Annotated in this window: 23 protein-coding genes; 6 read left to right on the top strand and 17 right to left on the bottom strand. The window is 40.2% G+C overall.

What is annotated here, in order from left to right:
* Window positions 1–34 precede the first annotated feature (34 nt).
* The 3 genes from rlmH to deoD form a co-directional block, all read right to left on the bottom strand.
* Window positions 35–505 carry a 23S rRNA (pseudouridine(1915)-N(3))-methyltransferase RlmH gene (gene rlmH, locus AC1EU2_RS03150; RefSeq protein ID WP_480296532.1) on the bottom strand — a complete coding sequence of 157 codons (471 nt, stop codon included), beginning with the start codon at window positions 503–505 and terminating at the stop codon, window positions 35–37.
* Between the two features lie 43 nt (window positions 506–548).
* Entirely contained in the window at window positions 549–878 is a 330-nt protein-coding gene (gene rsfS, locus AC1EU2_RS03145; protein ID WP_129948229.1) for a ribosome silencing factor, read from the bottom strand.
* 109 nt (window positions 879–987) lie between these two features.
* Window positions 988–1,689 (bottom strand): purine-nucleoside phosphorylase, encoded by a 702-nt coding sequence (gene deoD / locus AC1EU2_RS03140; protein ID WP_480296531.1) that lies wholly within the window; start codon window positions 1,687–1,689, stop codon window positions 988–990.
* 93 nt (window positions 1,690–1,782) lie between these two features.
* Here deoD and AC1EU2_RS03135 point away from each other — a divergent pair, with 93 nt between their 5' ends.
* On the top strand, window positions 1,783–2,442 hold the full coding sequence (locus AC1EU2_RS03135) for a Crp/Fnr family transcriptional regulator (RefSeq protein ID WP_480296530.1): 660 nt from the start codon (window positions 1,783–1,785) through the stop codon (window positions 2,440–2,442).
* Between the two features lie 278 nt (window positions 2,443–2,720).
* On the top strand, window positions 2,721–3,953 hold the full coding sequence (locus AC1EU2_RS03130) for a hypothetical protein (protein WP_480296529.1): 1,233 nt from the start codon (window positions 2,721–2,723) through the stop codon (window positions 3,951–3,953).
* Between the two features lie 63 nt (window positions 3,954–4,016).
* Here AC1EU2_RS03130 and AC1EU2_RS03125 read toward each other — a convergent pair whose 3' ends face one another.
* The 8 genes from AC1EU2_RS03125 to AC1EU2_RS03090 all read right to left on the bottom strand — a co-directional run bounded on the left by AC1EU2_RS03125 (window position 4,017) and on the right by AC1EU2_RS03090 (window position 12,901).
* Window positions 4,017–4,385, bottom strand: coding sequence for a DUF6488 family protein (locus AC1EU2_RS03125; RefSeq protein WP_480296528.1), 369 nt, complete (start codon window positions 4,383–4,385; stop codon window positions 4,017–4,019).
* Between the two features lie 42 nt (window positions 4,386–4,427).
* Window positions 4,428–4,949 carry a hypothetical protein gene (locus AC1EU2_RS03120; protein WP_480296527.1) on the bottom strand — a complete coding sequence of 174 codons (522 nt, stop codon included), beginning with the start codon at window positions 4,947–4,949 and terminating at the stop codon, window positions 4,428–4,430.
* 37 nt (window positions 4,950–4,986) lie between these two features.
* The gene (locus AC1EU2_RS03115; protein WP_480296526.1) at window positions 4,987–5,685 is read right to left on the bottom strand and encodes a HupE/UreJ family protein; all 699 of its coding nucleotides are present in this window, start codon (window positions 5,683–5,685) and stop codon (window positions 4,987–4,989) included.
* Between the two features lie 81 nt (window positions 5,686–5,766).
* Entirely contained in the window at window positions 5,767–8,886 is a 3,120-nt protein-coding gene (locus tag AC1EU2_RS03110) for an efflux RND transporter permease subunit (protein WP_480296525.1), read from the bottom strand.
* Window positions 8,887–8,895: 9 nt separating this feature from the next.
* On the bottom strand, window positions 8,896–10,131 hold the full coding sequence (locus AC1EU2_RS03105; RefSeq protein WP_480296524.1) for an efflux RND transporter periplasmic adaptor subunit: 1,236 nt from the start codon (window positions 10,129–10,131) through the stop codon (window positions 8,896–8,898).
* A 16-nt stretch (window positions 10,132–10,147) separates the two neighbouring features.
* A complete protein-coding gene (locus AC1EU2_RS03100; protein ID WP_480296523.1) occupies window positions 10,148–11,410 on the bottom strand; it encodes a TolC family protein in 1,263 nt (420 codons plus the stop codon).
* Between the two features lie 145 nt (window positions 11,411–11,555).
* Window positions 11,556–12,515 carry a M56 family metallopeptidase gene (locus tag AC1EU2_RS03095; protein ID WP_480296522.1) on the bottom strand — a complete coding sequence of 320 codons (960 nt, stop codon included), beginning with the start codon at window positions 12,513–12,515 and terminating at the stop codon, window positions 11,556–11,558.
* Between the two features lie 2 nt (window positions 12,516–12,517).
* Window positions 12,518–12,901, bottom strand: a complete 384-nt coding sequence (locus tag AC1EU2_RS03090) for a BlaI/MecI/CopY family transcriptional regulator (RefSeq protein WP_480296521.1) — start codon at window positions 12,899–12,901, stop codon at window positions 12,518–12,520.
* 172 nt (window positions 12,902–13,073) lie between these two features.
* Here AC1EU2_RS03090 and AC1EU2_RS03085 point away from each other — a divergent pair, with 172 nt between their 5' ends.
* Entirely contained in the window at window positions 13,074–14,201 is a 1,128-nt protein-coding gene (locus AC1EU2_RS03085; RefSeq protein ID WP_480296520.1) for an MBL fold metallo-hydrolase, read from the top strand.
* 418 nt (window positions 14,202–14,619) lie between these two features.
* On the opposite strand, the gene AC1EU2_RS03080 is transcribed toward AC1EU2_RS03085, so the two are convergent.
* Window positions 14,620–14,913 carry a glutathione S-transferase N-terminal domain-containing protein gene (locus AC1EU2_RS03080; protein ID WP_480296519.1) on the bottom strand — a complete coding sequence of 98 codons (294 nt, stop codon included), beginning with the start codon at window positions 14,911–14,913 and terminating at the stop codon, window positions 14,620–14,622.
* Between the two features lie 141 nt (window positions 14,914–15,054).
* Between AC1EU2_RS03080 and AC1EU2_RS03075 the strand changes: the two genes are divergently transcribed.
* Complete coding sequence (locus AC1EU2_RS03075) at window positions 15,055–15,999, top strand: alpha/beta fold hydrolase (protein ID WP_480296518.1); 945 nt, start codon at window positions 15,055–15,057, stop codon at window positions 15,997–15,999.
* Here the strand turns inward: AC1EU2_RS03075 and nadD are convergent.
* From nadD to leuS, 4 genes are read right to left on the bottom strand one after another with little or no spacing between them, the layout of a single operon-like run.
* On the bottom strand, window positions 15,962–16,591 hold the full coding sequence (nadD, locus tag AC1EU2_RS03070) for a nicotinate (nicotinamide) nucleotide adenylyltransferase (RefSeq protein ID WP_480296517.1): 630 nt from the start codon (window positions 16,589–16,591) through the stop codon (window positions 15,962–15,964). The two genes, AC1EU2_RS03075 and nadD, sit on opposite strands and share 38 nt — an antisense overlap.
* Window positions 16,588–17,616: a DNA polymerase III subunit delta gene (holA, locus tag AC1EU2_RS03065; RefSeq protein ID WP_480296516.1), complete on the bottom strand. Its 1,029-nt coding sequence runs from the start codon at window positions 17,614–17,616 to the stop codon at window positions 16,588–16,590. The genes nadD and holA overlap by 4 nt, the downstream gene beginning before the upstream one ends.
* Before the next feature lie 11 nt (window positions 17,617–17,627).
* Entirely contained in the window at window positions 17,628–18,116 is a 489-nt protein-coding gene (locus AC1EU2_RS03060; protein ID WP_480296515.1) for an LPS-assembly lipoprotein LptE, read from the bottom strand.
* 18 nt (window positions 18,117–18,134) lie between these two features.
* A complete protein-coding gene (gene leuS, locus AC1EU2_RS03055) occupies window positions 18,135–20,714 on the bottom strand; it encodes a leucine--tRNA ligase (protein WP_480296514.1) in 2,580 nt (859 codons plus the stop codon).
* A 146-nt stretch (window positions 20,715–20,860) separates the two neighbouring features.
* On the opposite strand from leuS, the gene AC1EU2_RS03050 reads away from it, so the two are divergent.
* Complete coding sequence (locus AC1EU2_RS03050; protein ID WP_480296513.1) at window positions 20,861–21,361, top strand: zinc ribbon-containing protein; 501 nt, start codon at window positions 20,861–20,863, stop codon at window positions 21,359–21,361.
* 74 nt (window positions 21,362–21,435) lie between these two features.
* Window positions 21,436–22,374, top strand: a complete 939-nt coding sequence (locus AC1EU2_RS03045; RefSeq protein ID WP_480296512.1) for an AEC family transporter — start codon at window positions 21,436–21,438, stop codon at window positions 22,372–22,374.
* Here AC1EU2_RS03045 and preA read toward each other — a convergent pair.
* Complete coding sequence (gene preA, locus AC1EU2_RS03040) at window positions 22,367–23,632, bottom strand: NAD-dependent dihydropyrimidine dehydrogenase subunit PreA (RefSeq protein ID WP_480296511.1); 1,266 nt, start codon at window positions 23,630–23,632, stop codon at window positions 22,367–22,369. The two genes, AC1EU2_RS03045 and preA, sit on opposite strands and share 8 nt — an antisense overlap.

Raw genomic sequence — 23,632 nt, 5'->3', positions numbered from 1 at the left:
AATCAGTCCTAGCTAACTGTAGGTAATTATATTGTTACTCTCGGTGGTAAGGATGGTTATTGTTTACACTCCAAGCCCGATAAAGGCTCTCAGAGACAACAATACGAACCAAAGGATGAGGAAGAGTAAGTGCTGATAAACACCAACTCTCTTGAGCAGCTTGTTTACAGGCTGGTGCAAGTCCTTCTGGTCCGCCAATCAATAAACTGACATCCCGACCATCAAGTTGCCATTTATTCATGGCAGTTGCAAGGGCAGGAGTCGTTAAATTTTTTCCAGGTAAATCAAGAGTTACAATACGATTGCCTTTGGGAATTGCAGCAAGCATTTGCTCGCCTTCCTTATGAAGGATTCGTGCAATATCTGCATTTTTGCCACGTTTCCCTGCTGGGATTTCAAGCAATTCAAGCGGCATATCTCGTGGAAATCGCCTCTGATACTCTTGAAAACCTTGAGTAACCCAAGATGGCATTTTAGTGCCAACTGCAATCAATTGTAATTTCATATTAAATTGTTCTCATGTAATAAGGCTGATAGAGAACAACCCATTAAGCGTGATTATCAGACCACAGTTTTTCTAATTGATAAAAGTCTCGAGTTTGGTCTTGCATCACATGCAAGATAACATCACCCATATCGACAAGAACCCATTCACTGCCACTTCGGCCTTCGATGCCTACTGGTGGAAATCCTGCGTTTTTGGTCTCTAATGCAATATATTCTGCAATAGACTTAACATGAGTTTTTGACGTACCTGAACAGATCACCATGTAATCTGTGATAGTTGATTTATCTTGTACATCAAGTGAAATGATATCTTTTGCTTTTAGATCATCAACTTTGTCGATGATAAAATCTCTTAATTCGGCGCCTTGCACGCTGAGCTACCCCTTGTTTTAAAATAGCCCAACATAATAGCAAAACTTTGAGCTTAAATATACGATATCCTCCACAAGGTTGAGAACGTAATTTGAGCAAGTCTAAAAGTTATATTCCAGTTTCCAGTGCGAGTTTGACCATATTATTAAAGCCATTCTGGCGTTCTTCACTTGTGGTTTCTTCTCCAGTAATTACGTGGTCTGAAATTGTTAGAATACTCAATGCGTTAATGCCGTGTTCCATAGCTAATGTATAAAGTGCTGCTGTTTCCATCTCAACACCAAGAATGTTCATTTTCTGTAGTGCAGGGATGAGGTTTTTATCACTGCCGTAAAATAAATCATTAGTGAATATATTGCCAAATTTAGTTTCTAAATTAAGTGCCTTCGCTTTTTCGTGGCAACGAAGTGCAAGTTCAAAGGTAGGGGTTGCAGGGCAATCGTATCCAGCAAATTTGCTGCGGTTTGTTAATGACGCAGTACCAGCGCCAGTGGCAACAACAATGTCTCTGACTTTTACATCCAAAGCTATTCCGCCTGCACTACCAATTCTTATAATGGTTTTTACGTCATAGGATTTAATTAACTCATGCACATAAATAGATACTGATGGGATCCCCATTCCATGACCCATTACAGATACTCGCTTTCCTTGGTAGTATCCGGTAAATCCAAGCATGCCTCGAACATTACATACTTCGACAGCGTCATCTAAAAAGTGCTCAGCAATGTATTTAGCTCTGAGTGGGTCGCCTGGCATAAAAACAGTTTCAGCAAAATCACCTTGCTTAGCATTAATATGTGGGGTCATGATGTTTCTCCTCATTTGGTTTCAGGTCATAATAGAGGGCTTAAGATAAGAACAAGAGGACAATTGTCCTCTTCTATATGTTGTTGAGTTTTTATGCTGAAAAATGTGAGTGAGATTGGAAAAGTAAAATTGTTTGAATCGCTAGCATTATTAGATCTTAAACAACAGATGTTTAACAGTGGCGACTACATTATTCGTAAAGGTGAGAAACGTAATTACTTTTTCTGGGAGTCAACTTCAGCAGCAGATATTTCCATTCAATATTTTGTCGAAAATGGTCGGAGCTTGATTCTTCCTGCAACTCAAGAGCAAAACCGTCTTTATGGTGAAATAGAAGCTTTAATGAATGATGCATATTGGTTTGACGTAATAGCAACTAAACCCTTAGCTTTGAAAGTAGTCCCAACTCGAGTGTTTTTGGAGTTAATGCAAAATAATAATGAAATTGCATTGTGGTATAGCTATGTCATGACTCAGCGTTATAAAGAAGTTATTGATAAATCATTTTCTTTTATCTTGAATCCGCTTTCATTTAATGTCGCATCAGATATTTTGCATCGTTATCAAGCTGGAGAACCAATTTGTCACTTTGAAAAGCAAGTAGATGAAGCTGCTCGATTTGGGTGTTCAGAAAGGGTTTACCGAAGAGTCATTAAAGAGTTTGTAGTGGGTGGTATTCTGCAAAAAACTCAATCTGGTTATGAATTACTTAATGCTGAAAAGCTAGTAAATTTAGTCAATGGATCTCATTAGTCAGGTTTAGCTGAAAGTACTATAGAAAATAGAATAATACTTTTGGCTGATAGTCTCTATTTATAATTTAAGGAGTTTATTTTTCGTTTCGACTTAAATTTTTGCAAAACAATAGCTTATATATCTGTTTCAACTTTCTTTTATTTTTATGACGTTACCAAGTCTATACCTTTTTCTAATTGTTAAATTATTCCTAAACAGTAACTTAGTGCAGAGTTTATACAATATTCAAACGTTAATTGAATTCAATGTTATTTTTAATAAAAAAGGGAAGCGCAATGAGTAATAAAACAAGGATGTCGCTAGTTGCAATTGCTATAAGTTCTGCAATCAGTTTTTCTGCTGTAGCTGGTGATAATAACCAAATATCAATTAATCAAGAAAATGCAACAGCTAACACTAATGAAGGGCAGTCAGTATTAGCTTTGCAATTTGGTAGCAACAACCAAAGTTCGATTGAGCAAGTTGGTGATAATCAAGAGACAAACGTTGTTCAAGACGGTGACGCTAATGAGTCAACAGTAGTTTCACGTAATTACGGTAACTATCAAGATATAAATCAAGCTGGTGATTCAAACAGAAACAATGTACAAGTAACGGGTGATAGCAATAACAATAGTGTTGCTCAGTCTGGTACTTTAAACTCGTCTTATCATACGACTCGTGGTGACTTAAACGTAAACTTTGTCACACAAGACGGTCAATATAACGGTAGTTATTATTACTTCAGTGGCGATGAAAATAGACATACTTTAGAGCAGACTGGAACAGGCAACTACAGTGATTTCTATTCATTCCAAGAAGCTAATCGTAATGAAGCGAATATCTCACAAAATGGCGAATACAATAATTCTCATATCCATTATGTGAATTTTGATGACAACACCTTTAATCTTGATCAAGATGGTTATTCAAACTCATCATACATTGAAGGTACTGTTGGTCATACTAACAGTTTTAGTGTGACTCAAATTGATAACCGCAACACTTCTAGGTTGCAGGACGTTAGTGGAAATAATAACGACATCAGTGTTTATCAATACGGTGATCGTAACAACGTTGGTGGTGATGACCTAGCTTCATTTAACGGCGATGGTAATGAAGTCAGCATCACACAGTATGGTGTAACGAATAGTACAGATATGACTGTCACTGGGGATGCTAATACAGTGTCGCTTACTCAAGATGGTAACAGCCATTATGCGCGCATTAATACATCCGGCAATGAGAATGCAGTCAATGCTAGTCAATCTGGCGACATCAACATGATTGATATCTTAACGGTTGGTGATAACAATGCTATTGAGCTCACTCAATCAGGAACATCTAATGATATTTCAGGTCTTGAAGATGTGAATGAAGAGTTTCAATTAACGGGCTCTGATAACATCATCAACATTAGCCAGACGGGTGACTTGAACAGTGTAACAGGTTCTTCTACTGGCTCAGTAAATAGCATTAATGTGACTCAGGCGGGCACAAGTAATTCAGCAGTTGTTATTCAAAACTAATTCATAGTTTTCCTATTATGAAAAGGTCGGCATTTGCCGACCTTTTTGGTTGAGAACATTTTATTAATGGCTGTGGCCGTGTTTTTTAGTAAATTTTTGGCGGCTTTCAACATCAACTAAGCGACCTTCTTTCGAAACCGTAAACACTAAGGTCTCCTTGTTGGCTTCGTTCATTGCAACAACGATGTAACCCATTGCATTACGCTCGACAACTTTAAAGCTTTCAGAGCTTACTTTCGCCCAAGTACTATCTAACTTACCGATAGCTAATCCCATATCTTTAAAACTCATTTTTTTTGCAGCTTTAGCGGCTACAGAAACTGCACCATTTGCAGAGAGGGGTGGTTGATTGCCGTGCCCATCACCGTGAGCGAAGCTTGGTTGAGCGATTAAAAGTGCTGCTGTTGTAGCAATGATTGATAATAAGCGCATAGAGTTTTCCTTATTGTGTTTTAAGTTCAATTTAAGTGGTGATTACTTCAAGCCTTCAATGACATAGTCGCCGCTGAAAGTCAGTTGAATGTGAATATCGCTATTGGTTTTATTTTTGAAATACCAGCCGTGTGAGCCTGCAAATGGAGCTGTAAAACTACCTTGCATGTCTGGTGTGGTCGCAATGGTGTAGCTTTCAAAATAACCGGTAGTATCACCACGTGGTTCACCGTGAAGATCAACATAAACATCAGCACCATCGGTGAGCCATTCGTATTTCACTTTCTGGAATTGCGCCATGGCAAGTTTGTACTCAATGCCACGACCTGCTGGTACGGTTAGGGTTACAATCTCTTCACCCGCAGCAGATGCTGCTTTTGGAGCTGATCCAGCTTTAGTTTCTGCTTTTGGGTTGAGAACAGTCAGTCCAAGTTTTTGGCCGATGCCTGTTGGGTCAATGTTGTATTCTGCAGGTAAGATAAATAACACTAAAGTGATAGTAGCAACGAACATTGAAATCAATGTTGCTTTGATTAGTGATTTGGTATTTAAGTGTGCATTCATTGTAAAAAATCTCTTATATCTAATTATGTTCTAAAACTTAATTTACGAAAAATCCGGTTACCTGCATGCCAATCAACATAAAACCTCCTGCCATTAATGTTGTGTTGGTTACTGCTGCAAATTGTAAATAGCTCTTGTGCTGACGCCATAAGTTAATCGCCAGTAGAATGAACATCAGAGCTAAGAATTGACCGAGCTCAACTCCGATATTGAAAGCAATCATATTGGTAAACAGACCATCCGTTGGCAGTTGAAACTCTTGGATTTTAGTGGCGAGCCCGAAACCATGAAATAGACCAAAGATCAGTACTGCTTTTTTTGGGGCAGGTTGATAGCCAAGCAGCTTTTTAAAGCCACCAAGGTTATCAAAACCTTTATAGACGACAGACAAGCCGATGATCGCATCGATAATGTAAGCGTTAAATTCGATGTTAAACATCACCCCAGCCATTAAGGTCAAACTATGGCCAAGAGTGAACATACTGACGTAAAGCAATACGTCTTTTGTTTTGAACAGAAAGAATAGAACACCGACCAAAAACAGTAAGTGGTCGTAACCCGTTACCATATGTTTAGCACCAATGTACATAAACGGGATAAATTGCACCCCAGTATTGTTTTGTAAAAAAGCTCGTGTATTGTCATCGACACCATGAGCAAAAGTTTCAAACGAAACGAATGCAAATAGTGCCAGCAAAACGTAGCTTAAATACGACCACTTTGTGTTGCTTTGCATGAATTTTCCTTGGTTTTACTACTTCATTTATGAAACGTACGTCATACCTGCAATAGCAGGCATGACATTAGTTTTTATTAACTATGATGTTTGTTCTTCTTTAGCTGAGCGTCCATGTAAAATGCGATACAACGCAGGCAGAACAAATAAAGTGAGAATGGTTGATGAAATTACACCACCAATGACGACTGTGGCTAATGGACGTTGAACTTCAGAGCCAATACCAGTATTTAATGCCATTGGAATGAAGCCGAGTGAGGCAACAAGTGCAGTGGTAATTACCGGGCGTAATCGAGTAAGTGCCCCTTGAGTGATTGCTAGATCTAAAGGTAGTTTTTCACGACGTAATTCACGGATGAACGACACCATGACAAGACCATTTAGAATTGCAATTCCCGAAAGGGCGATGAAGCCAACTGCCGCAGAAATCGAAAACGGAATATCCCGTAAAAGCAGTGCAAAAATACCGCCTGTTAGTGCTAACGGCACGCCGGTAAAGATGATGAATGAATCTTTGAATGAGCCTAGAGCTAAAAGCAGTAAACCGAATATCAAAACTAATGTAACAGGTACGACAATGCTTAAGCGCTTAGAGGCCGATTGCAGTTTTTGATAAGTACCACCATACTCAACCCAATAACCCGATGGCACATCAACTTTAGATTGAATAGACGCTTTAACATCGCCAACGAAGCTCCCTAAATCACGACCACGAACGTTAGCCGTCACTACGATACGACGTTTGCCTTTTTCACGGTTGATCTGGTTAGCACCTAAAACAGTTTTAACATCAGCAACTTCGTACAGCGGTAAATATTTACCGTTATCGAGCAAGATCGGTAGTTTTGATAGGCTGTCGATATCTCTGCGCAGTGGTTCATCAAGGCGGGCGACAATATCAAAGCGACGGTCACCTTGATAGTACTTACCAATGTTTTCGCCTCCAATGGCAACGGCAACTTGATCTTGTAATTCCGCTTTTGAAAGCCCGTATAAAGCAAGTGCATTGTCTTTCGGCACAACGGTTAAAATTGGTAAGCCTGTTGTCTGCTCAAGCTGAACATCTCTGATCCCTTCAACATTGGCAATGGCTTTTTCAATCTCACTACCGACTTTTTGCAGCGTTGCAAAATCGTCACCAAAGATCTTAATCGCTAGTTCTGAGCGAACTCCTGCTAGTAATTCATTGAATCGCATTTGAATCGGTTGCAAGAATTCGTAGCGACTTCCTGGAATTTGATTGACTTGTACCTCAAGCTCCTCAACGATGCTTGACTTTAGTTTTTTAGGATCTGGCCACAGCTCTCTTGGCTTTAAAATAATAATGACATCAGCAACGCTTGGTGGCATCGCATCTGTTGCCACGTCGGGCGTACCAATCTTGGTAAACACTCGTTCAACTTCAGGTAAATCTCTAATGCGCTTTTCTAGTGCTTCCTGCATTTTGATAGATTGCGAGAGTGATGTCCCTGGAATACGCAAGGCATGCATCGCAATGTCACCTTCGTCAAGATTTGGTGCAAACTCACTTCCCATTCTGGTTGCCATTACAATTGCAAGCACAACCAGCCCTACAGCCCCCATAAGTACTGCAACACGAGCTTTTAACGCAAGGGCTAATAGTGGTTTATAGACTTTTGAAGAGGCTTTAAGGATAAACGTTTCTTTTTCCTGCACAGGTTTTTTGAACAGCAAGGCAATGGCTGCTGGAACAAAGGTGACCGACAGTAGCATTGCACTCAGCAGTGCAATCACAACCGTAATCGCCATCGGGTGGAACATCTTACCTTCGACACCTTCTAGGGCGAAGATTGGCAGGTATACCGCAGTAATTATGAATACACCAAATAGAGCAGGGCGAATCACTTCCTTGGTCGCACGATACACTAAATCCATTCGTTCTTTCAGTGGTAGTGACTCAGTTTGCGATGCTTGGCTTAACCTACGAATACAGTTTTCAACAATGATGATAGCCCCATCAACCAGTAAGCCGAAATCTAATGCACCTAAGCTCATTAAGTTTGCACTGACACGGGTTTGCACCATACCGGTAATCGTCATTAGCATAGCAAACGGAATTACCGCAGCCGTTAATAATGCGGCACGAACGTTACCCAGCAATAAGAACAAGATAACCATAACTAAAATGGCACCTTCAAGCAGGTTAGTTTCAACCGTTTTTAGGGTTTTATTAACGAGTTTGGTTCTGTCATAAACCGCGGTTGCTTCAATGCCTTTCGGTAAACTTTTATTGATCTCTTGCAGGCGGTCACCCACGGCTTTCGCCACTTTCTGACTGTTCTCGCCAATCAGCATGAACACGGTACTCATCACAACTTCGTGGCCGTTTTGAGTGGCAGCGCCGCTTCTAAGCTCTTTGCCTTCTTTTACCTCGGCAACGTCACTAATGCGGATAACTCGACCTGGTTTACTGATTACAGGAATATCAGCAAGTTGAGCTAAATCTTTTGCTTGTCCTGGAATACGAACCAGATACTGAGCACCACTGTACTCAATAAAGCCTGCGCCGCGGTTTTGGTTGTGAGTGCCGACGGCTTTTATTACATCTTGCTGCGATAGGCCATAAGCCAACAGTTTTTCAGGATTAAATGCAATTAAGATTTCACGCTTAAAGCCACCGATTGGATTTACTTCAACCACACCTTGAACTTGCATTAGTTGCGGTCGAATGATCCAATCGTGAACGGTACGTAACTGCGTAGGGGTTATCTCACTGCCATCAGGATTTTTAGCCCCTTTTTTGGCGTCGACAGTGAACATAAATATTTCACCAAGACCTGTAGCAATCGGCCCCATTTCAGGCTGTAGGCCTTGTGGTAATTCATTTTTCGCACTTGCCAGTTTTTGGTTTATTAGCTGACGAGCGAAATAAATATCGGTATCGTCACTGAAAATCGCAACCACTTGCGATAAACCATAGCGAGAAACGGAACGAGTATTAACTAACCCAGGTAACCCTGCCAATGTGGTTTCTAACGGGTAAGTAATGCGTTGCTCTACTTCTAGTGGCGTATAGCCAGCTGCCTCAGTATTTATCACCACCTGAACGTTAGTGATGTCAGGTACGGCATCAATAGGAAGCTTACTAAAGTTCCATATTCCCAGTGCGGCAACGGCTAGCACTATTACCATAATCAGCTTACTTCGCTGAATGGAAAATCTTAATATTTTATCTAACATACGGCTTCCTTAGTGATCGTGCGATGCACCAGACTTGTCAATATCGGCTTTGATAAGGTAGCTGTTGCCAACGGCATAATTAGCGCCTGCTTTAATGCCACCTAATACTTCAACCCAAGGGCCTGATTCACGGCCAAGCTCAAGCATACGTACCTCGTATTGTTCGGCCACTTTGGTGAAGACGACGGTGAAATCTCTAAAGCCCTGTAGTGCTACTTTTTTTACCGCTAACGGCACGTTAAATGAGGCCGTTTCAATTTTTGCACTGATAAATTGGCCAGCATTGAGTTGGCCGTTTGAGTTATCAACTTCAGCACGGAATACTTTCGCTTGCTCTGGTGTGAGCTGGTAGAGGCTATCTTTGATGACAGTTTGGTATTTCACACCAGTTTGAACGGCTTTAATCGCAACAGACTGGTGTGGTTTTACCAAGTTTTGATCTTGTGGGAATACATTAAGCTCTGCGATCAGCTTTCTGGTGTCAGTCAGCTCTAGCAGACTCATGTCACCGCTTTGTTCACCTGCATTCACATTTTGCTGGGTGACAATACCGCTGATTGGGGCAAATAAAGTATAAGGTTGCAAGCTATCATTACTGACTATGGTCATCAGCTTCTGACCTTTAGCGACTCTATCACCTAAAGTAACGTATAAGCCTTTTACTTCACCTGGGAAGCGTGCGCTGATATCACGTACTGCGTTAGGTGCTGGTTTCAATGTACCGTAAACATCAACAATTTTATGCAGCGTTTGCGGACCAACTTTTTCGATGGTTACCCCCATTTCATTGGCGACGTCATCTTTAATCTCAATACGACCTTCATAGTTATCGTATGACCATTGATGCTGTTTGCCTTGATATGTAGCTGTTAGGTTAACTTTGAAAGAGTGCGGCTCGTAAATCACCATATCGCCACGAGCATAACCGCCTTCGGCTTTGAAGTTGATATCGTCGATGGCATTGCCTAAACGAGTAAGTTTTACGTTTACTTTTACGTCCTTAGCTGGGATCGGTTTGCCTGATTGAGTCGTAAATACACGAAACTCTGGTGGTACACCGTTTTCAAAAATAGCCAGTTCAATCGCAAAATCGCCATCACGTAACATACGACCACGATTAGGCCCTTTTTCAACTTCTTCGACTGGTTTCTCGGCTGAAACAGCAAAAGAAGGGGTAATAAATACATTACCTACAATAGGTAAATGACTGACCAGTATGGCTGCTAATATAGGTTTTAATTTCATAATTTTCTCACTCGCCTCAATTTATAAAAGAAGCAGTTAACTGCTCTAGCTGAATTTGGTTTAGATGAACATTGGTATAAGCATCGATAAGCTCAAATTGTGTGTCGATAAGCTCTTGTTGAATCAGATACCAGTCGCTATAGCTAAAACGACCTTGCTGAAACGTTTTTTGTGCCTCTTTATTTGCTTTAACCAGCGCTGGAATTGTGGTGTTATTGAGTGCAGAAATAACGTGCTCAAAGTGTTTGTATTGCACATTAACTTGAAAAATTTGAGCTTTTGTCTTGATCAACCAAGCGTTGGCTAATGAACGTTGACTTAATTGATCTGCTTTTAACGACGCAATTTTTCCGTTGTTGCGGTCAGCACTACCCCAAGGAATGCTGATGCCAGCCGTGACAGCATAGTCGTCAAGTACTTCATTGCGGCGAATACCAGTTTTTACTTCCCATGACGGATTAGCGCTAATTTTGGCCAGCTGAATTTCACGACCGGCGATAGTTTGTTTAACGCTGTACAATTTATAGCTGGGTGTTTTCAGTAATCGGTTTTCTAATGCTGCCGAGTTGGCTACAGGCGGAATCGTCAACAAGTTACCCGTTAAAACGAAATCAGCATTACCACCCCATTGCGCAGCTAAATAGTTCTTCGCGACTAAGATTTCGTGTTCGATATCTTCAACCAATAGCGATTTTTTTGAGAGGTTGGCTTTCGCACGTAGTGCATCGATTGCGCTTAATTTTCCACGTTTAACGAGTAAGCTGATCTGCTCATATGCTTGACGAGCTTTTTGTTCAGAAAGTGTTGCCAGTTTCATTTGTTCTTTAAGCGATAGTGCTTGAATAAATAATTTTGCAGTTTCAGTCGCAACTTTTACCGCATTAGTATCCTTCTCAAGTTGATTGATGTTGGTTTTGCTTTTAGCAACACTGACTCTTGAATCAAGGACTGGCTGCTCAAGTAGCCAAGACAATTGAATATTAGTTTGTGCACTTTTGATGCCAGACAATTGACCTGTGCCAAAGGCATCTTCTACAGAAATATCGATTTTTTTAGAAGTACCGATAGCAGCTTGTTCAACCATGCCTTTAGCAGCGTCAGCACGATAAGCGTATGTTTGCAGTTCAGGACTGTTAGAAAGCGTTAACTTAATCGCTTGGGTTAAGTTCAATGTTGTTGCTTGGCTAAAGCCAGAGAAACAGAAAGAGGCGATTGTCATGACGGGCAAAACACTGAGGCGACGCCATCGACTGGGTAATAAGTGATTGTATTGGATCATCTCAATGATACTCCGCATTAAAAACCGATCTGTCATCGGTTTGTTTGTTAAGTTTTTAAACCGATAGTGAGTCGGTTTTATTCTGTTAGTGTTGCTATTCATTTAACCGAGAGTTAGTCGGTTTTAAAGGTTTTTAAAAAGAGATTTAATGCTTAAAGATGATTTCTATTAAATGGTGAATGTTATCTATAGATAGCAGGCAGCACACGATAGTAATCGCTAATATTGTGAATGAAATAGATTTCCTTACAGGCTTATTTTCTAATTGACCTAGTAAAAAAAGCACGCGTTGCTCCAAAACGTTAGCACCAAAGTTAGTGATGCACTCTTGTTGTAACTTTGCATTGATGCTTTGGTTAATACGGGTGATTTTGACAAGTGTAGAGGCAATATCTGTATTTTTATTGGTTGCTTTTGCAACACTATCATCGGCCATTTGCTCCATGGTTAATGACATATGAAGTTTTAAACGTATTGAAATAAAAGTAATAAAGAAGCTTGCTAACACACTGAAAATCCATTTCTTTATTGGGTCTCGGTTGATAGCATGAGCTTGTTCGTGTTTAACGATAATGTCTTGCTCACTTTCGGAGGTTACGTTGAGCATACCATTTGATATATAACATTTCGGCGTAAGCATCCCGCTGGTAAATGCACTGACAGAGTCAGACTCCAAATGATAAACGTTATCTGACGCGTGACTAGCAAGCGCATCGAGCGTAGACATTTGCTTTAGATGTGTAAGCAAAGAAAACGATTTAGAAAACACTATATAACTGGCAGCTGCAAACCAACAGATCAGTAGAGCGCCGTGCCAACTGGCAAAGTAAAAGTTGTCAACGTGATGCCAATGGCTGATAAACGAGCCTGCCATATCTTGGTTCTGGAGCATAGCGACAGAAACATCTGCAAAAACAGATAACGCAGTCCCCCAAGGCGCTAATGCGATTAACCATAAGATTAAACGGCGATTCTTAGGTGCAATACTGAACAATCTGTGTTGCAGAAAAACAAAAATGGTGGACACCACAAGGTTTACTAACCCAAAGCTGATAATCGCAATGGTGAAAATGTTTAGCCAAATTGCAATATCACCTTGAAACATAGTTACTTCTCTTGTTGCAGTTTACGTTTTTGCTTTTCAATTAAGCTTTCTAGCTTCAACAATTGATCTTCATTTAACTCTTGTGAAATCGATGAAAAGGCTGCAACCAAGCTATTCTCTTCATCATTGACAAAGTCACTGGTTACCGATTTTATGAGTTGTGCAATCAATTGATGCTTTTCGATTTTTGGCTCATACTGCCATGCATAACTGACTTTATGACGAGTAAGTAACCCTTTCTTAAATAAACGGTCTAAAGTACTTTGGATTGTATTCAATGTACCACCACGTTTACTTTCAAAGTAAGCAAACACTTGCTTAGCATCAGCTGGCTTGTACTGCCACAGGTAATGCAACACTTGTTTTTCAAGATCGCCTAATTGCATTTAATCCTCTGTTTCTTTCAAAAACGGTTTAAAACCGATTGGTGGTTGGTTTTATATCATGAACGCTTTTATATTTGCAACAAGATGAAGCTTTATCTTTGACAGAAACACTCGCTAACATCTTCGTGATAGAAGCTATGTCATTAAAACAATAGAATTACTTAAAAGAGATATGGATATAAATAAAATGCGATTTTTAGTCAGTTTGCTGTTTCTTATTACTGTCATGGGGTGTACGAATACCAATCAAGTACAACGAATCGTTGATAGTGATTCAATTATTAAGTATCGAGACATAGATAAAAATAATGAAAAAGCGAAGAAGCGTTTTTCTAATTTGTATCCGGTACAAAAATTAAAAGATCGTGTTTATCCTTACACGTGTGAGCAAGATTGTTACCCAGATTCAGAGAAACTCCAGTGCGCATTAAAAGAAGAAAACTGTCAGTTTGTTGGGCAACAGATAGCGCCAAATACTAATACAGGGTTTGATGTTCATTGGCTTGGTCATGCAAGTTTTCATATTAAGACTGAAGGTGGCACAAGTTTATTATTTGATCCTGTCACTCAACAGTTTGATTGGCCAGTAGGTTTTGCACTTTGGGCATTCGGGGGTAAGTATCGTAACGAGCCAGAATCTTGGCTTTCGGATACTGAGCTTAATGATGTGGACGCAATCATGTATTCCCACACCCATTACGATCATTTCAATAAATCTGACATCGATGATATGAGTCGTGATATTCAATATTTGGTGCCATTAGGGTTCGCAGATCACTTTGAAAATGATGACTACAAAATCAATGAAATGGCATGGTTTTCTTCTACTCAATTAAGTGAAACCAGTATTAACTTTGTTCCGGCTAATCATTTCAGCGACCGAATTTTGGTTCCTTATATTTATGAAGATCGTGATACTTCTTTATGGGGAGGTTGGGTTATTGAAAACCAAGGTAAGAAACTCTTTTTTGCTGGTGATACAGGCTATTCTGATCACTTTAAAGATATTCAAAAAAGATATGGTGATATGGATGTATGCCTGATGCCGATAGCATCTTATCATCACCCCAAAAATGGCAACTGGTATCGTTATGTTCATTTAACGCCAGAAGATGCACTTGCTGCTGCTGAAGAGTTGAATTGTAAAGTTATGGTGCCTTGGGGGTATGGAAAGTACAGCTGGCAAATGGGGGATCGATCGTCTTACGGTCCTTTGTTGAGATTGTTGCATATGCAGAAAGCGTTAAATTCAAAGGTTAAGCTTTATATTCTGAATGAAGGTGAAAAAGCCACGTTTTAGTCGCGGCTAATTTATTATGTTAGCAGCATAAAGACACGCCACAGCAATTTGAATTTATTTTCTCACTTTCGTATTGAGCTAAAAACGTATCAGTAAAATAGAAATTACTGAATAGTGTTTCAAAATCATGGTAAACCGTTTTACTCACGAAAGGTAAAGCCAATAAATTCGTCTGCCACGCTTTCATTTTGGAAAATTATCGAGCAAGCCATAACCAACACGCTGCTGTACTATGCTTGTTCTGTGAAGTTAGGGTAACTAAGCGATATCAACATTGGATAACTCATTAGACTTAAAGAGCTTTTGACTTGAGTCTAATGGTTGCTCTACTTTTCAAAAGTTGAACGAAGTTTGGATAGACGTTCGATAAACGTTAGCTCATCTTTACTTCGCATAATACTGCACTGAGCAAGGTAGTTCATACTGGCGAGGTAACTCTAAGCTCTATCCAAAGCTCGTTGCTCATTCGAAATGTTTGCTTCTCACCATATTCATTTTCTATGTATTCAATGATGGAGTTGGGTTCCAATAATGGTAACTGGTTTTCTGTAATCAAAACTGGAACTTGTCCATTGAGTAATACATAAAGAAACCATATTAGTTTATCTTTTAAACTTATGAACTCGATTTCATGGGCAACATTTTCAGTTTCAAGTTCTGCAGTTACACGCTGCACAAACGGACAAATTTTGAAGCTAATTATTTTGATCATTGAAATATCATTCAAAGGTTATTCTTCATGGAGTAATAGATGTCAGTTATAAAAAGAGATGCTTAATAGTTTTAAAACTTGATAACTGAATGTGAAATTGGCAATGTGGTTGAGTAAAAACTCTACAGTGGAATGTGAAACGTGAATAATGAAATTCAGCAAGATTCGATATTTCTACCTTATAAAATGGGTAAACTGCATGTAAGAAGAATATCGCCTTCACAAGAAAGTCATAATACGCCTCTGATGATGCTTCATGGCACATTATCTAACGGAAAAGTTTTTTACTCGGATTCAGGTAAGGGAATTGCGTGTTTCCTTGCCATGCATGGATTCACGTCTTACATCATTGATATGCCGGGGCGAGGTTTGAGCGAGCCTAAATTATCTCGAGGGGTGAACCCTTCGCAAACTGAAATCATTGTTGATGTTATTCCACAAGTGCAACAGTTCATTTTATCTGAGCACCCTAGTACGACAAAAGTTAATTGGGTAGGCCACTCTTGGGGCGGAGTATTAATGTCTGCTGCTTTGCTCCGCTTCCCTGATATTCAAAAACAAGTAAAAACGCTGGTGGGTTTTGGTACTAAGAGGCTGCTTCGTGCTAAATCTCTGAAAAAAATCTGGGTCATTGATATATTTTGGAAACATATTTCTTTATTAATGATCAAGAAACAGGGGTATTTAGCGGCCGATCGTTATGGAATTGGAATGGACAATGAAAGCGAGCTTTCAATAAAAAACCAAATTCCATGGTTGAGTAAAGACTGGGTAGATCCTATGGATGGTTTTGACTATCAAGCTCAGATTTCGGTAGCTAATTTACCACCATGTTGGTTTTTTGCTGGTCAAAACGATCCTATATTAGGCAACCCAAGTGATGTAAAAAATAGCCTTGATGAACTAGGTGCTAAGGACTCTAAGTTTACCCTTCTTGGCAAAAAGCAGGGAAATAAGCAAGATTATGATCATGTAGGCATGCTGGCTCATCCAGACTGTGTAAATGATCACTTTAGAGAATTATTGGATTGGTATCAGAATAGCAATTTTAGCGATACAGCTTATTCTGATAAATGTAACTTATAATCGAGTCAGGCAATTTTTTGTTGGAAATTGTATTGCGAAGCTCAGTAGAAGACACATCCTGCGGCTGAATTTCAATATCAAAGATTCGTCCTTTTTTAACTTGTTGAGCGTTAAATATTGAAGACAAATGTTTTTGGTAAATTGGTGCCATTTCGCAGGTTGTTGGCAATTGATAGCCAGGGCGGTGAATTACTGCAATATCACATAAATCGAATAGTTTTTGCCATTGATACCATTTGTTCAATGATAATAATGAATCCATGCCCATTAGAAAGGTAAATTGAATGTCTGGATGTAATTTGGTCAACTCTTCGAGTGTAGTAACTGTATAACTTGGTGTATCGCGTTTAATTTCAATATCGCACAGTTCAAAATCAGCGTATTCATCACAAACTAATTTCACCATATTCAAACGATGCTCTGTTGTTGTAATGTCACGATTTTTATGTGGTGGGATATGGTTCGGCATCAACCAGATTTTATCGAGTTCTAGGGCTTGTTGAACTTGTAAAGCAGGCCGTATATGTCCAAAGTGAATGGGATCAAATGTCCCACCTAAAATACCGATACGCTTCACTTCGCTATTCTTCATAGCTCAATATGTGACAGCGAATCATGGGCAACAGGATCAAACAACAAACATAGGTGACTGAGGGATGTCCAGTCCTCAATACCTTGTTGTTTAAGGTTCAATTCAATCTGAGAGGTCATTGCCTGCATATGTTCAATCTGAGATAAGCTGAGGCGGTTTAACGCATCTTGATAAAGTGGCTTACGTTTATCCCAAATTCTAAATTTGCTCCACAGCGGACTTAAGTTTTCACGATTTTGTTGAGCACGCTTAAGCTTAGAAAGCACATTGAGTTCTTTAAACAATGACCACAAAATAATGGTCAAAGCCGTATCCTCTGCTTTTAGTTGAGACAAAATATGAATGGTTTTATTCTTTTTATTGGCCAACAGTGCATCGGCGAGTTGAAAGACATTAAAGCGAGATTGGTCATCAAAGTAGGCGTTAAGCTCTTCAACAGTTATTGGTTTCTTTGGTGATAGCAATTGCAATAACTGCAACGCTTGATCCGCCGCCAACAAATTACCTTCATAAAGCGTTACGAGCATTGCTCTTGCGTCGGGCTGTAGATGCAAACCGAAAAACTTGATGCGGTCATCCAGCCAACGTTGGAATTGAGGACCTTCAGGTGTGTTGCAAGGTAAATAAATACCATGACTATCAAGGTTTTTGAACCATTTACTGTTGGTTTGTTCTGCTGTGACTTTAGTGCCTAATACAATAAACAAAATATCAGGATTAGGTTGAGTAAGCAGCTCTTTCAACATAGCTGCGCCTTCAGTACCAGGCTTTGAGTTAGGCAGGGTCAGCTCAATGATTCGCTTACTGGCAAATAAGCTCATGGCTTGCCACTCACTCAATAACTCAGTCCAATTAAAACCTGTTTCTTGATGTAATTGAATACGTTCTTCAAAGCCTTGCTCACGAGCAGCTTTTAGTACTTGTTGTTTGCTGCTGTCGATCAGCCACGGATCATCACCAAACAATAAGTAGCATTGCCTGACAGGTGTGAGGTGCTTAAAGAGCTGATCAGGAAATAGCTTCATGGGCTAAATTCCTATTCAACAGACGCAATGGTTTGTATGATTTTATCCGCAGCCTGCTGACGCATTTCTTTAACCAATAAATCCATTTCTCGGCTTTTTGCCAATGCAGTACGTGGATCATCTTGATAATCGCGACGAATAACTACGTCATAAGGAACCGCTTCTTTTTCAGGAAAGGCAATAGTAAACCTAACATGATAAATAAGCTCATACTCAGCCACGTTACCTGTCGGATAAAGCGAGAGGGTGGAGCGTTCAAGACTGTCTTTCAATAAATTCAATCTGGGTGCGGCTTTTAAATCATCAACAATCGTAATGTTGTTGAAGCGCAGCCTTTCTTTAACCAAGCGGGTAAGTTCAGAGTATTGATCCTGACTGGTCAAGTTCATGTTTCTGAAATCAGCGGGTATTGAGTAACTACTTTGTAATTTAAAGCCGCAACCAGCACTGAGCATAATGCTCAGTGCCATTAGGGCCAAAACGATGCGTTTGATTAGCATACGTATTCGGTTTCCTTGTTAATTAGCAACGATATTTAGAAGCTTACCCGGAACATAAATCACTTTACGAACCGTTTTTTCATCAGTGAACTTCATCACGTTTTCATCGGCTAAGCCAAGTGCTTCAACATCTTCTTTCGACGCATCAGCTGCTACGGTAATCTTAGCGCGTAACTTACCGTTTACTTGAACGATGATCAATTTGCTGTCTTCAACCAAGGCTGATTCATCAACTTCTGGCCAACGACTGTCTTCAATTGCACCTTCATTGCCCAGCTCTTGCCATAACTGGAAGCTCATATGAGGTGTGATTGGGTACAACAATCGAGTAATCGCTAAAAGTGCTTCACCGATGATCGCTCTGTCTTGCTCAGATTCTTTCTTAGCTTTTGTCAGGTGGTTCATCAGTTCCATAACTGAAGCAATCGCTGTGTTGAACATCTGACGACGACCAATATCATCGCTTACTTTCTGAATCGTTTTATGCAATTCACGGCGTAAGTTCTTTTGGTCAGCATTAAGTGCCGACTTATCAACTGCCGGTGTGTCACCAGCTGCTGTATGATCAGAGGCCAGTTTCCATAAACGTTTTAAGAAGCGGTGCGCACCTTCAACACCAGACTCTTGCCACTCAAGCGTTAACTCAGGTGGTGAAGCAAACATCATAAATAGACGTACGGTATCAGCACCGTATTTTTCTACCATGACTTGTGGGTCAATACCATTATTTTTCGATTTAGACATCTTGCTCATGCCAGTATAAACCAGCTCGTTTCCGTCTTTATCGATAGCTTTGGTCACACGACCTTTGTCGTCTTTTTCTAGCTCCGCAACATCTTGTGGCGATACCCAAACGCGAGCGCCTTTCTCGTTGGTGTAGTAGTAAGCATCTGCTAATACCATACCTTGAGTAAGCAATTGCTTCGCTGGTTCGCTAGAGTCTACAAGGCCTGCATCACGCAGTAGCTTGTGAAAGAAGCGGAAATAAAGCAGATGCATACAAGCGTGTTCAATACCACCGATGTATTGGTCAACTGGCAACCAGTAATTCGCTTTAGCCGGATCAAGCATTTGGTCAGCGTGCGGTGAGCAATAACGAGCGTAGTACCAGCTTGATTCCATAAAGGTATCAAAGGTATCGGTTTCAGCCATTGCACTTTGACCATTGATGGTCAATTTCGCCCAGTCAGTGTTGGCTTTAATTGGACTTTGAACACCGTCCATTACCACATCTTCAGGAAGCGTCAGTGGTAATTGCTCTTCTGGAATTGGCATTACTGTGCCATCTTCTAGCGTGGCCATTGGGATTGGTGCACCCCAATAACGCTGACGAGAAACACCCCAGTCACGTAAACGGAAGTTAACTTTACGCTGACCTTTGTTTACTGCTTCTAACTTACTGGCAATCGCATCAAATGCTTTCTCGAAATCTAAACCGTCAAATTCGCCTGAATTAAACAAATCACCTTTTTCAGTGTAAGCGACTTCAGAAATATCTAACTCACCTTCAGCGGGCTTAATTACGCCTTTTAGTGGTAAGTCATACTTGCCAGCAAACTCATAATCGCGTTGATCGTGAGCGGGTACTGACATCACTGCGCCTGTACCGTAGTTCATCAGTACAAAGTTTGCGGCCCATACTGGAACTTGATCGCCAGTGATAGGGTGAGTCGCATAAATACCGGTGAATACGCCTTTCTTTTCGATAGTCGCAATATCGGCTTCAGAGGTAGATGAGTTTTTACACTCTTCGATAAATGCGGTTAACTCAGCGTTATCTTTTGCTGCTGCTTCAGCAAGTGGATGACCCGCTGCAATCGCAACGTAAGTTACGCCCATTAATGTGTCTGGACGAGTGGTATAAACGTCAAAAGACTCATCACTGTCAGCAACATCAAATGTGATTTCAACACCTTCACTGCGGCCAATCCAGTTACGCTGCATAGCTTTAACTTGATCTGGCCAATCTGGAAGATTATCTAAATCATTCAATAGTTCTTCAGCATAAGCAGTGATTTTAATGAACCACTGCGGAATATCTTTTTGCTCAACTGGTGTGTCACAACGCCAGCAGCAACCATCTTGAACCTGCTCGTTTGCAAGTACCGTTTGGTCATTAGGACACCAGTTTACAGAAGCCGTTTTCTTATAAACTAAACCTTTTTCGTAAAGCTTAGTAAAGAACCATTGTTCCCAGCGGTAGTATTCTGGCGTACAAGTTGCAATTTCACGACTCCAATCGTAACCAAAACCCAACATTTTTAGCTGGTTTTTCATGTAGTCGATGTTTTCATAAGTCCAAGGTGCTGGAGCTGTTTTATTGTTGATCGCAGCGTTTTCAGCGGGCAGACCGAAAGAGTCCCAACCAATAGGTTGCAGAACATTTTTACCTTGTAGGCGTTGATAGCGAGCAACTACATCACCAATGGTGTAGTTACGTACGTGCCCCATGTGCAGTCGGCCTGATGGGTAAGGAAACATAGATAAGCAATAGAACTTCTCTTTGTTTGCATCTTCAGTGACTTCAAAGGTTTTTTTGTCAGCCCAGTGCTGTTGCACGTTAGCTTCGATTTCTAAATGATTATATTGCTCTTGCATCAATGATTTCTTCCGGCGAAAGCTGTAAATTTGATCTAGACCCTAGATAGGTCTAGGAAATAGGCATAGGATAAACTATAAGAGGCTACGCTTGAACTATAAATTCGTGTTTTCTTGATGAATCATTTGAATGTGGAGTAACGAGTATGAGCAAAAGAAGCAATGCATTACTGGAGCTTTACCAAGACTTAATATCACAAGTAAAAGCTGAGTACGAAAAGGACAATTCATTAACCGCTAAAGATCTTTATCAATCGGTAGCTCAAGGTAAGCAGTTTCTTACGCTGAAAGCGGATGCCGATGAACAAGAGCTCAACCTCGTCGAAGACTTTCTTAAACGAGATATCGCTACGTTTCTCAATCAACAAAATGATAAAAATCTCGCAGCAAGTCCTACAGTCTTAGCGTTTGAAAGTACGTTGTGGCATTGGTTAGGCGAGATTTCTGACAGGAGCCAAGTCGAGTGGCATGAACTTGCTAATGAGTTTAAACATCATGGTTTCTACCAGGCTGGCGAGATTGTTAGTCAGGGAAGGATGGTGTGCAATGGGTGTGGTCATGAAACGAAAGTGGAATTTGCATCTGAAATTTCAAGTTGCCCTGAATGTGATGGTGAGGAATTTAGTCGGGAATCGTTGAATCCGTAATTTTCGGCTTTAAGCTAGAGAAAATCATTGTTTTCGACTATCAATAAACATAATACTTTTCAGATTGAGTAAAAATGTTTTATACGACTATTGAAGCTACGATTCCTCTAGCTATTATCATATTGCTCGGTTGGTTTGCAGGTCGATTTAATATAATCAACCGAGAGCATAGGGACAGCTTTGCTAGTTTTGTCATTAATTTCTCATCTCCACTCTTGCTTTTTCTTGTAACTGCCAAAAGCGATGTATCAATATTGCTCAATATTAAAGTTGTTTTAGCTTTTACCTGCAGCTTGTTAGGACTTTATTGTTTGAGCTTTTTTACCGTGCGTAGTTGGTTTAATTTGTCTTCTCGACAAAGTACTCAAAGTGCATTCCTGTGTTCTCTTCCCGATATGGCTTTTATCGGAATCCCTTTACTTGCAGCTGTTATGGGAGCGCAAAGTATTATCAGTGTTGCGATTGGTAATATCATTATGAGCGTCTTGATAATTCCGATTACCATTACCTTAATTGCAGCGAATAACCCTAATAGCTCAATTAAAATTGGCGAGCATGTAAAGCATATTTTATCTAAACCCTTGGTTGTTGCTCCTATCCTAGGGGCTATTTTTGCTGTAACGGGAATAGATGTACCTGATATTGTACAAAAGCCACTAGAGTTGATTGGCAACACCACTGCGGGTGTCTCTTTGTTTACATTAGGGGTGATTGTTTCTAGCTATAAAGTGACTTTAAACAGGATAGTTTGGAACAATATTTTTTTTAAGAATATCCTGCATCCAATGATAGCAACTCTATTTGTGTTGCTATTTAATGTACCTGAAAAGTTCGCTGTAGAAATTATTTTATTATGCGCTTTACCTTCAGCCGTTTTAGGGCCGCTCTTCGCTCAAAAATATAATGTGCTGATTGAAGAATCGGTCAGTACAGTTATTATTGGCACTATAACGTCATTTTTGACCGTTTCATTTATTCTTTATCTTATAGAAATACACCACTTTGTTACTTAAACGGGTTTTTAGGATGTTGAGTCCAGTTTAAATAATATTTACCTGTATCTTGTTTTACCATAGTGATGCAACCTTCGACAGGACATGTAATTTGGCACAAATTACAACCTACGCATTCTTTTTCAATGACAGAGAATCTCCGGCTTCCATCTGAGTGATTTGTCATTGAAATGGCTTGATGGGCGGTATCTTCACAAGCTGCATAGCAACGGCCGCATTCGATACAAGCATCTTGACTAATATCAGCGATAATTTTGTAATTGAGATCTAAATATTTCCAGTCTGTTAGTTGAGGCACTGCTTTACCACGAAAGTCCTCAGTTGTTTTATAGCCTTTCGAATCCATCCAATTTGACAAACCATCACATAAGTCTTCAACAATTTTAAATCCATAGAGCATGGCTGCAGTACACACTTGAACATTACCTGCACCAAGTGCAATAAACTCAGCGGCGTCTTTCCAGGTGGTAACACCACCAATGCCGGATATTGGGAGCTTGGCTGTTTCAGTGTTTCTTGATATCTGCCCAACCATATTTAACGCAATGGGTTTGACCGCAGAACCGCAGTATCCACCACTGGTAAATTGACCGCCGACGGTAGGGGCTCCTGTCATATTATCAAGATCGATTTGTGTGATTGAATTAATGGTATTAATGAGTGAAACGGCGTCAGCACCACCGTTATTGGCTGCCGTAGCTGACAATAAAATATTCGTAATGTTAGGCGTTAGCTTTACAATTACTGGCATATCGCAGTGTTTTTTACACCATGATGTCACCATTTCAACGTACTCAGGTACTTGACCTACTGCAGCGCCCATTCCACGCTCTGGCATACCATGTGGGCAGCCAAAGTTTAATTCGATACCATCGGTGCCGGTATCTTCAACTTTTCTTAAAATGTCTTGCCAGCTTTTTTCTTCGCACGGCACCATCAATGAAGTGACAACCGCTCTGTTTGGCCAATCAATTTTAGTCTGTTTTATTTCATCAAGATTGATTTGCAATGGTCTGTCACTGATCAACTCAATATTGTTGATCCCCAGGATTTCGCCTGACCTGCTTCTATGAGCTGAATAACGAGAGCTTACATTAACAGGCTCTGGATCTTCACCAAGGGTTTTCCATACAACGCCCCCCCAGCCAGCTTCAAATGCACGGTACACGTTATAAGCTTTGTCCGTTGGTGGCGCTGAGGCCAGCCAAAAAGGGTTTGGAGAGTTAATACCTAAGAAGTTATTGGTTAAATCAGCCAT

This window comes from Parashewanella sp. 2304DJ23-3 (genome assembly GCF_056591695.1).
Note: the sequence above shows the minus strand (reverse complement) of the source record. Positions and strands in the feature narration are given on the sequence as shown.

Excerpts from the sequence above, each read along its gene's own strand:
- rlmH (WP_480296532.1), bottom strand. The coding sequence starts at position 505 with ATGAAATTACAATTGATTGCAGTTGGCACTAAAATGCCATCTTGGGTT.
- deoD (WP_480296531.1), bottom strand. The coding sequence starts at position 1,689 with ATGACCCCACATATTAATGCTAAGCAAGGTGATTTTGCTGAAACTGTT.
- AC1EU2_RS03135 (WP_480296530.1), top strand. The coding sequence starts at position 1,783 with ATGCTGAAAAATGTGAGTGAGATTGGAAAAGTAAAATTGTTTGAATCG.
- AC1EU2_RS03130 (WP_480296529.1), top strand. The coding sequence starts at position 2,721 with ATGAGTAATAAAACAAGGATGTCGCTAGTTGCAATTGCTATAAGTTCT.
- AC1EU2_RS03125 (WP_480296528.1), bottom strand. The coding sequence starts at position 4,385 with ATGCGCTTATTATCAATCATTGCTACAACAGCAGCACTTTTAATCGCT.
- AC1EU2_RS03120 (WP_480296527.1), bottom strand. The coding sequence starts at position 4,949 with ATGAATGCACACTTAAATACCAAATCACTAATCAAAGCAACATTGATT.
- AC1EU2_RS03115 (WP_480296526.1), bottom strand. The coding sequence starts at position 5,685 with ATGCAAAGCAACACAAAGTGGTCGTATTTAAGCTACGTTTTGCTGGCA.
- AC1EU2_RS03110 (WP_480296525.1), bottom strand. The coding sequence starts at position 8,886 with ATGTTAGATAAAATATTAAGATTTTCCATTCAGCGAAGTAAGCTGATT.
- AC1EU2_RS03105 (WP_480296524.1), bottom strand. The coding sequence starts at position 10,131 with ATGAAATTAAAACCTATATTAGCAGCCATACTGGTCAGTCATTTACCT.
- AC1EU2_RS03100 (WP_480296523.1), bottom strand. The coding sequence starts at position 11,410 with ATGATCCAATACAATCACTTATTACCCAGTCGATGGCGTCGCCTCAGT.
- AC1EU2_RS03095 (WP_480296522.1), bottom strand. The coding sequence starts at position 12,515 with ATGTTTCAAGGTGATATTGCAATTTGGCTAAACATTTTCACCATTGCG.
- AC1EU2_RS03090 (WP_480296521.1), bottom strand. The coding sequence starts at position 12,901 with ATGCAATTAGGCGATCTTGAAAAACAAGTGTTGCATTACCTGTGGCAG.
- AC1EU2_RS03085 (WP_480296520.1), top strand. The coding sequence starts at position 13,074 with ATGGATATAAATAAAATGCGATTTTTAGTCAGTTTGCTGTTTCTTATT.
- AC1EU2_RS03080 (WP_480296519.1), bottom strand. The coding sequence starts at position 14,913 with ATGATCAAAATAATTAGCTTCAAAATTTGTCCGTTTGTGCAGCGTGTA.
- nadD (WP_480296517.1), bottom strand. The coding sequence starts at position 16,591 with ATGAAGAATAGCGAAGTGAAGCGTATCGGTATTTTAGGTGGGACATTT.
- holA (WP_480296516.1), bottom strand. The coding sequence starts at position 17,616 with ATGAAGCTATTTCCTGATCAGCTCTTTAAGCACCTCACACCTGTCAGG.
- AC1EU2_RS03060 (WP_480296515.1), bottom strand. The coding sequence starts at position 18,116 with ATGCTAATCAAACGCATCGTTTTGGCCCTAATGGCACTGAGCATTATG.
- leuS (WP_480296514.1), bottom strand. The coding sequence starts at position 20,714 with ATGCAAGAGCAATATAATCATTTAGAAATCGAAGCTAACGTGCAACAG.
- AC1EU2_RS03050 (WP_480296513.1), top strand. The coding sequence starts at position 20,861 with ATGAGCAAAAGAAGCAATGCATTACTGGAGCTTTACCAAGACTTAATA.
- AC1EU2_RS03045 (WP_480296512.1), top strand. The coding sequence starts at position 21,436 with ATGTTTTATACGACTATTGAAGCTACGATTCCTCTAGCTATTATCATA.
- preA (WP_480296511.1), bottom strand. The coding sequence starts at position 23,632 with ATGGCTGATTTAACCAATAACTTCTTAGGTATTAACTCTCCAAACCCT.